This window comes from Trichococcus sp. (genome assembly GCF_049589555.1).
GTDB lineage: Bacteria > Bacillota > Bacilli > Lactobacillales > Aerococcaceae > Trichococcus.
Window position 1 is genome coordinate 1 of sequence record NZ_JBAWAZ010000226.1, and the last position, 7,022, is coordinate 7,022.

A 7,022-nucleotide genomic window follows, 5' to 3' on the forward strand; every position below is an offset into this window, starting at 1 on the left:
ACCTGGCTGAAATAGGAGGGGTGCAGGTACATCGATTTCGCAATTTCTTCGATCGTCAAATCCTCCCGATAGTAATTATTTTCCACGTACAACAAAAAGGCTTCGCTGTATTTTTTCGTTCGGCTGATGCGGACCTCCATTTCCATATTTTCATTATGGATTTTGAAGAATGAAAAAATGTCATAGAAGAGAGCCTGATTTACTAGTTTTTGAGAATCATCAAAAAAATCAGATTGCATAAAACTCTCGAATTTTTCCCGCAACGCTTCTTTCGGATCAATTTGCCCTGTATAGTCTTTAGATCCGATGCCGTTTGTATGCAGAATTTCTTTCACTTTGCTGCCCGAAAAGCCGATCCAATAGTATTCCCAGGGATCTTCCGCATCCGCTTCATAATCGACCAGTTCATTCGGTCGAATCAGAAAAAAATCACCCGCGCCCAAATGATGCGTTGTATCATTCACCGTATACCGCCCTTTTCCGCTGATCACAAAATGCACGATGTAGTTGTCCCGTAACGAAGGACCAAATCGATGCTTACTCTGGCATTTCTCGTACCCTACATTGAAAAAGAAAAAATCCGAGAAATAGTATTCCTTAAAAAATAGATCCTTCAATAGTTTTTCGCTCATGGGGTATCCTCTGTTGTCTATTTATTCATCATGATTGTTATATAGATAGATTTTAGCACAACACCTGTTAATGGTGACAGAAAAGAATCAGATGCTCCGTTAAATAGGCAAGACTACACTCCTAAGCAATCACAAGTATCCCCCGCTTCCAAAACGAGGTCGGATGCTACATGATAAGATAAGGAAGGTAAATATTGCAAATACATAAGCCACCTGTACGGAGAAATGAGGCAAAAAATACTCATATTAAAGCGTTGAAGAAAGTTTCCTACGGTTTCAAATCATTCGAGAACATGAAAATACGAATCTATATGATTAATCATTTGATTAAAGTGAAATAACAAAAAAAAATCCAAAACAGATATACTAATAATCTGTTTTGGATCCACTTAAATCTTGGTCATCAGTCCTTATTGACAAAGAACCATTTTCAGTTGTATTTGTCTCTACCAACACTAAATGTCGAAGAGCCAATAAAATTACCTTCTGGTGGTTGAAAAAATCATTCCTTTAATAGTTTTTGTGCAACGAGTTCATTAAAGAATAGGTAGGTAAATAATTCATGGGTAACTGAATCTGCTCTAGCTATATTAAATGAAGGTAAAAGTATAACTTGATTAAAATGATGTCTTAGTGGATGTTTTGGATTTGTAGTAATTAAAATAAGATATGGTCTATGGGATGTGCTTTCACTTAGATTAGAAATGTAATTTTTATAGACTTCACCTGACAATGAGGAATAGATGATTACAACATCCTCTGAAGTGTGATGCTCAGGTAAATTGTCAAGATTAGGATTTGAAGCTAAAATTTTAGCCAGGAAATTTAATATCATTCCTAGACCATCAGATGCTAATCGAGTGACACTATATCCAAGTATATATGTAATGCGGGCATGTCTTAATTTATTAATAAAGCTTTCTAAAGTATTATCGCTTATGATCTCTTCAGTATGAAGTAATAAATTACTAATGGATTTAGCAAGACTTTCTTCGTCTTCTTTATTTGAAGAAGGCTCATTTTGCTTCAAAAAAAATTGAAATTCATTATATCCACTGAATCCCAGTTTTTGAGAAAAACGTGTTAAAGCGGATTTAGATAGATTGTAGCTATTTGATATTTCTGATATAGAGTCTTTAGAAAAGTTATCTGGACTTTGTTTAATGTATTCGTAAATCTTATGATCTGTCTTTGTGAATAAAGCTAGTTTTGAGTCAATGAAATTATAAATGTTCATATCTATCCTCCGATACTGAATTATAAACTAAAATAAAACATATTTCAATATCTCTCCTAAAAATAACAAAAACATATTAAAACATATTTCATTTCTTAAAAACTATATTGACACGTATTTCAATGAGGTTTATAATAGAAATATGGAAGCGCTATCCATAGTAAAGGATATTATACAAACTGAGTTGCAATAAGTTTGTCTGAAAAAGGAGAAAAAAATGAGTTTTCCAAAAGATTTTTTATGGGGCGGCGCGACAGCTGCTAACCAATATGAAGGTGGTTATAATTTAGGAGGTAAAGGGATTGCAATTGCAGATACTATTACTGGTGGTGATGGAATAAATAACATCCCACGATTTATGACACTGAAGCTAGCAGATGGAACGAAAACAAAAATTCATAGAGGTTTTGATACTGAAGTTCCAAAAGGTGCAGCAGCATATGTAGATTCCAACTATTATTACCCATCACATGTAGCAACAGACTTTTACCATCGTTGGAAAGAGGACATTCATTTACTATCTGAAATGGGTTATAAAGCATTTCGTCTCTCAATCAACTGGACACGAATTTTTCCAAATGGTGATGATTTAGTACCAAATGAAGAGGGTTTACAATTTTATGATGATATTTTTGACGAATGTATAAAGTATGGGATTGAGCCGATTGTTACTCTAAATCATTTTGATTGTCCGCTGAATTTGGCTACTAAATATGATGGGTGGTCAAGTCGTCAAACAGTTCATTTCTTTATAAAATACGTTGAGACGGTATTTAAGCGATATAAGGGTAAGGTTAAATACTGGATGACATTTAATGAAATCAACTTTTTACGTGATTATGCAATGCTTGGTATTACTGAAGCAATTTCTAATCCTCAAAAATTAGCACAGGCAATATACCATGTACTATTAGCTAGTGCAAAGGCGGTGAAGTTAGGACATGAAGTTGATTCGGAAAATAAGGTGGGGATGATGATTGCGTATATGCTATCTTATCCGCAGACCTGTAATCCTGATGATGTTCTGGCTGATATTGAATTTTCAAAAGATTTGAGGGATTTTTATCTTGATGTACAGTGTCGTGGATATTATCCTTCATATAAATTAAAAGAATTTGAGAGACAGGGTATTGAATTGGAAAAATTACCCGGTGATCATCAAGATTTGCTCGATGGTGTAGTAGATTACATTGGTTTCTCCTATTATAATTCACTAATTACTAGTAGTAATGATTTTGGAGAAGAAGCCGGAGGAAATCAAATGGGTGGTTTAAAAAATCCATACTTAGTTGAAACAGAGTGGGGTTGGCCGATTGATCCTATAGGTTTACGAATTGCACTTAATAGATTATGGAACCAATATCAAAAACCATTGATGATTGTTGAAAACGGCCTAGGTGCCAAAGATGAAATTTCAGAAGATGGAAAAATCTATGATGATTACAGGATTGATTATCTTGAGAAGCATATTATAGAAATGGAAAAGGCTATAAATATTGATGGTGTTAATTTAATCGGTTATATGCCATGGGGCTGTATTGATTTAGTGAGTGCAGGAACTGGTGAAATGAGAAAACGCTACGGATTTGTATATGTTGATATGGATGACAGTGGGAATGGAAGTTTAAATAGAATTCCTAAAAAATCGTTTTATTGGTACAAGGAAGTTATTAAAACTAATGGCGAGATATTGAAAGGAAAATGACAATGAAGATTATGGATAAATTGCAAGCAAGTCTTGAAAAAATCATGGGTCCAATTGCACAAAAGCTAAGTGAGAGTAAGATTCTTTCTGCATTTACAGCTGGTATGATGCATACTATGCCAATTAGCTTAGGTGTTGCTGGTTTTGCAATCTTAGCTAGTCTTCCAATTGAACCGTGGCAAAATTTTCTAACAAGTACGGGTATTGGACAAAATATGTTAGATATTGTAGCTGCAACATCTAGTTTAATGGCCCTGTTTATTGCACCAGCAATCGCATATTTTTATGCTAAAAATGAAGAAGAAAATGGTTTGATAGCATCCCTTTTGGCTACAGCATCCTTTTTAGCATTGCAACCAGTACGGATTATAGTTGGCGAGTCTAGTGTTTCTGGATTGCTTCAAGAAAATTTGGGAAGTAAAGGCATTTTCATTGCTATGATAACATCAATGGTAGTATCGTTTTCTTATTGTAAACTGATTAAGAAAAATTTTAAACTAAAACTACCAGAAAGTGTACCTCCTAATGTATCAGAATCATTAAGTCCCACATTTGTCTCAATGATTATTTTCTTTGGGGTATTCGTAGTAAGATGGTTGGCAAGTTTGACTCCGGCTGGTGATATATTCACTTTGTTTAACTCTACAATTGCTTTACCAATAATGGGCGTAGGTGCCACACCGTTAGCATCAATCCTGGTCCTTACTTTTGCGACTTTATGTTGGTTTTTCGGTATCCACCCTGCTCCTATTATGAATATTTACTATCCAGTTATTATTGTTGCTAATACAGCGAATTTGGAAGCATATCTTGCAGGAACGCCATCTTCTCAACTTCCATATCTGGCGGTGGCTTTAGTAAGTAGTTTCTGTTATATTGGCGGACAAGGTAACACTCTTGCTTTATCATTCCTTTTATTCAAAGCTAAATCAGAAAGATATCGTGCGTTAAGAAAAGTTGCCGTAATACCAAATATCTTTAATATTAATGAACCAATGATATTTGGTATGCCGGTTATGCTAAATGCTTATTTCTTTATTCCAATGATATCAACAGTTTTATTTGGGGGAGCTTATGGATGGTTTGTTGTTAATCTATTGCATGTAGGTGATGCATTTAATCCAACTATCGCTCTACCATGGGTAATGCCTTCATTTATTGGTCCATTCTTGACAGGTGGCTGGAGACTAGGTATTGCAACAATCTTAGCTTTGTTTATTCAAATCTTTATTTGGTATCCATTCTTTAGAATGGCTGATAATCAAGCGTTGAAAGAAGAATCAGAAAGCCAAACATTCTTTACAATGGCTGATAATCAAGCGTTGAAAGAAGGATTAGAAAGCCAAAGTTAAATTTATAAAAAGACAGCGGAAGCTTTTAAAATTATTGCTCAAGAATTTATTGAAGTTTATAAGCAACTCGCTCTACTTAACAAATAAATGAGGGGCTGGATAACTTCCGGCCTCTTTTTAATTCAACATCTAAAAAATTTGCATTGTAATAAAAATAGAAAGGTAAGATTATTATGAGATTAACCGAACTACAGATGGAAAAAATAATGAACTTAATAGGACAAATGACACTTGAAGAAAAAATTGGCCAATTAAATCAAGCTTCTGTTTCGATAGTGGGAGGATTTGATGTTTCATTTGGTGAATTGATAGAAATGTTGACTGATGGTAGGATTTCACAGGATGAGTTTAATAAGATTATGGCAAACTGTGAAAGAGATTACCATGAAGAAGAGATTAAAAAAGGTCTTATTGGGTCAATGATGATTCAAGATGCTAAAGTAGCCAACCGATTGCAAAAAATTGCTGCAGAAGACAGTAGGCTAGGTATACCATTGTTAATTGGCTTGGATGTGATTCATGGCTATAAAACTGTATTTCCAATCGCACTTGCAGAGGCAGGAAGTTTTGATACAGATTTGATGAAAGATACGGCACACACGGCAGCAAAAGAATCACGTTTAGATGGTATTAATTGGCATTTTGCACCGATGCTTGATATTAGTCGAGATGCAAGATGGGGGCGTGTTTCGGAAGGTGGTGGAGAGGATCCGTATTTAATGTCGCAATTTGCAAGAGCAAAAGTTGCAGGCTTACAGGATGATACTTCATCAAATACGAACTACGTTGCAGCTTGTTTAAAACATTACGTAGGCTATGGTGCCTGTGAGGGTGGAAGAGACTATAATACAGTTTCAATGTCAGAATCATTGTTACGTAATGTCTACTTAGAACCATTTCGTGCCGCTATTGATGCAGGTGCTGCAACTGTAATGGCTGCATTCAATGACTTAAATGGTATACCATGTACGGTAAGTAGTGAATTATTAAATGATAAACTTAGAGGAGAATTAGGTTTTAATGGATTTGTCGTAAGTGATGCCAATGCAATTAGAGAGTGTGTAACACATGGAATTGTTGATACAGAAAAAAATTCTGGCGCTCTTGCATTAAATGCTGGTTTAGATATGGATATGGGAACGGGAATCTATCTAAATACTTTAAAAGATTCCGTTGAAGATGGAAGTGTCAAGTTAGAAACGCTTGATCAAGCGGTTGAGCGTATTCTGAGCGTCAAAATGTGGTTAGGTTTGTTTGAACATCCATATGTTGAAGAAATGGATGAATATGAAATTTCTTCTGAAAATCGAAATCTTGCACTTAAATCTGCGGAATCATCATTGGTATTATTAAAAAATAGCAATGATGTTTTACCTATAGATTCAAATATAAAAGTAAGTGTGATTGGAAACTTAGCGAATATGCCTTCTGAGGTTGCTGGTGCGTGGGCGATTAGTTTCCGAGAAAGAGATTGTGTTTCTATTTTGGAGGGAATCCAAAAAGAATTTCCAAATAGTAAGTATTTTGAAGTTGGTGGCTTGGATACACCAATTGATAAAGGTGAGTTAAATGCGGCAATTGAGTATGGTGAAGTCATTGTATTTGTAGCAGGTGAATTAGTTTCTATGTCGGGTGAAGCAGCATCACGTGCAGATATTACCTTACCTGGACAACAAAGCGTGATATTTGATTTACTTGAAAAAGTTAACAAGCCAACAATTGCCGTTTTAATGAATGGACGTCCATTAGCTCTTCAAAAAGAAATTGAACAGGTGGATGCTGTAATTGAAGCATGGCATCTTGGGATAGAGATGGGGAATGCTGTCGCTAGAACAATTTCGGGTAAAAATAACCCAAGTGGAAAACTATCTATTTCATTCCCGAGAGTAATTGGTCAATGTCCAATTTACTATAATCATCCAAATACGGGTCGTCCTGCGGGTAGTAGTAAATTTACATCTAAATATTTAGATGTGGACTCGTCTCCATTATTCTCATTTGGTTACGGCCTATCGTATTCTATATTTAAATATGAAAAATCTTCCTTTAAAATGTTAGATGATAAATTGCAAGTGACCTTAGATGTTGTTAATAAC

5 protein-coding genes and 1 pseudogene are annotated in these 7,022 nt (G+C 35.0%); 4 read left to right on the forward strand and 2 right to left on the reverse strand.

All coding sequences use genetic code 11. The annotated features are described in order from the left end of the window. Positions 1 to 632 (reverse strand): AraC family ligand binding domain-containing protein (locus WBV27_RS08550; protein ID WP_424201188.1); only part of this gene is annotated, 632 nt, incomplete at its 3' end. 227 nt (positions 633 to 859) lie between these two features. On the opposite strand from WBV27_RS08550, the pseudogene WBV27_RS08555 reads away from it, so the two are divergent. After that, a pseudogene (locus tag WBV27_RS08555) lies at positions 860 to 973 on the forward strand (transposase); the annotation flags it as partial. Between the two features lie 161 nt (positions 974 to 1,134). Here the strand turns inward: WBV27_RS08555 and WBV27_RS08560 are convergent. Continuing rightward, on the reverse strand, positions 1,135 to 1,869 hold the full coding sequence (locus tag WBV27_RS08560; protein ID WP_424201190.1) for a MurR/RpiR family transcriptional regulator: 735 nt from the start codon (positions 1,867 to 1,869) through the stop codon (positions 1,135 to 1,137). 217 nt (positions 1,870 to 2,086) lie between these two features. Here WBV27_RS08560 and WBV27_RS08565 point away from each other — a divergent pair, with 217 nt between their 5' ends. From WBV27_RS08565 to WBV27_RS08575, 3 genes are all read left to right on the forward strand, one after another. Beyond that, positions 2,087 to 3,574 (forward strand): glycoside hydrolase family 1 protein, encoded by a 1,488-nt coding sequence (locus WBV27_RS08565; protein WP_424201192.1) that lies wholly within the window; start codon positions 2,087 to 2,089, stop codon positions 3,572 to 3,574. A gap of 2 nt (positions 3,575 to 3,576) precedes the next feature. After that, complete coding sequence (locus WBV27_RS08570) at positions 3,577 to 4,926, forward strand: PTS sugar transporter subunit IIC (RefSeq protein WP_424201194.1); 1,350 nt, start codon at positions 3,577 to 3,579, stop codon at positions 4,924 to 4,926. Between the two features lie 173 nt (positions 4,927 to 5,099). Beyond that, the coding region (locus WBV27_RS08575; RefSeq protein WP_424201196.1) for a glycoside hydrolase family 3 N-terminal domain-containing protein at positions 5,100 to 7,022 on the forward strand (1,923 nt) is incomplete at its 3' end.

Excerpts from the sequence above, each read along its gene's own strand:
- WBV27_RS08565 (WP_424201192.1), top strand. The coding sequence starts at position 2,087 with ATGAGTTTTCCAAAAGATTTTTTATGGGGCGGCGCGACAGCTGCTAAC.
- WBV27_RS08570 (WP_424201194.1), top strand. The coding sequence starts at position 3,577 with ATGAAGATTATGGATAAATTGCAAGCAAGTCTTGAAAAAATCATGGGT.
- WBV27_RS08560 (WP_424201190.1), bottom strand. The coding sequence starts at position 1,869 with ATGAACATTTATAATTTCATTGACTCAAAACTAGCTTTATTCACAAAG.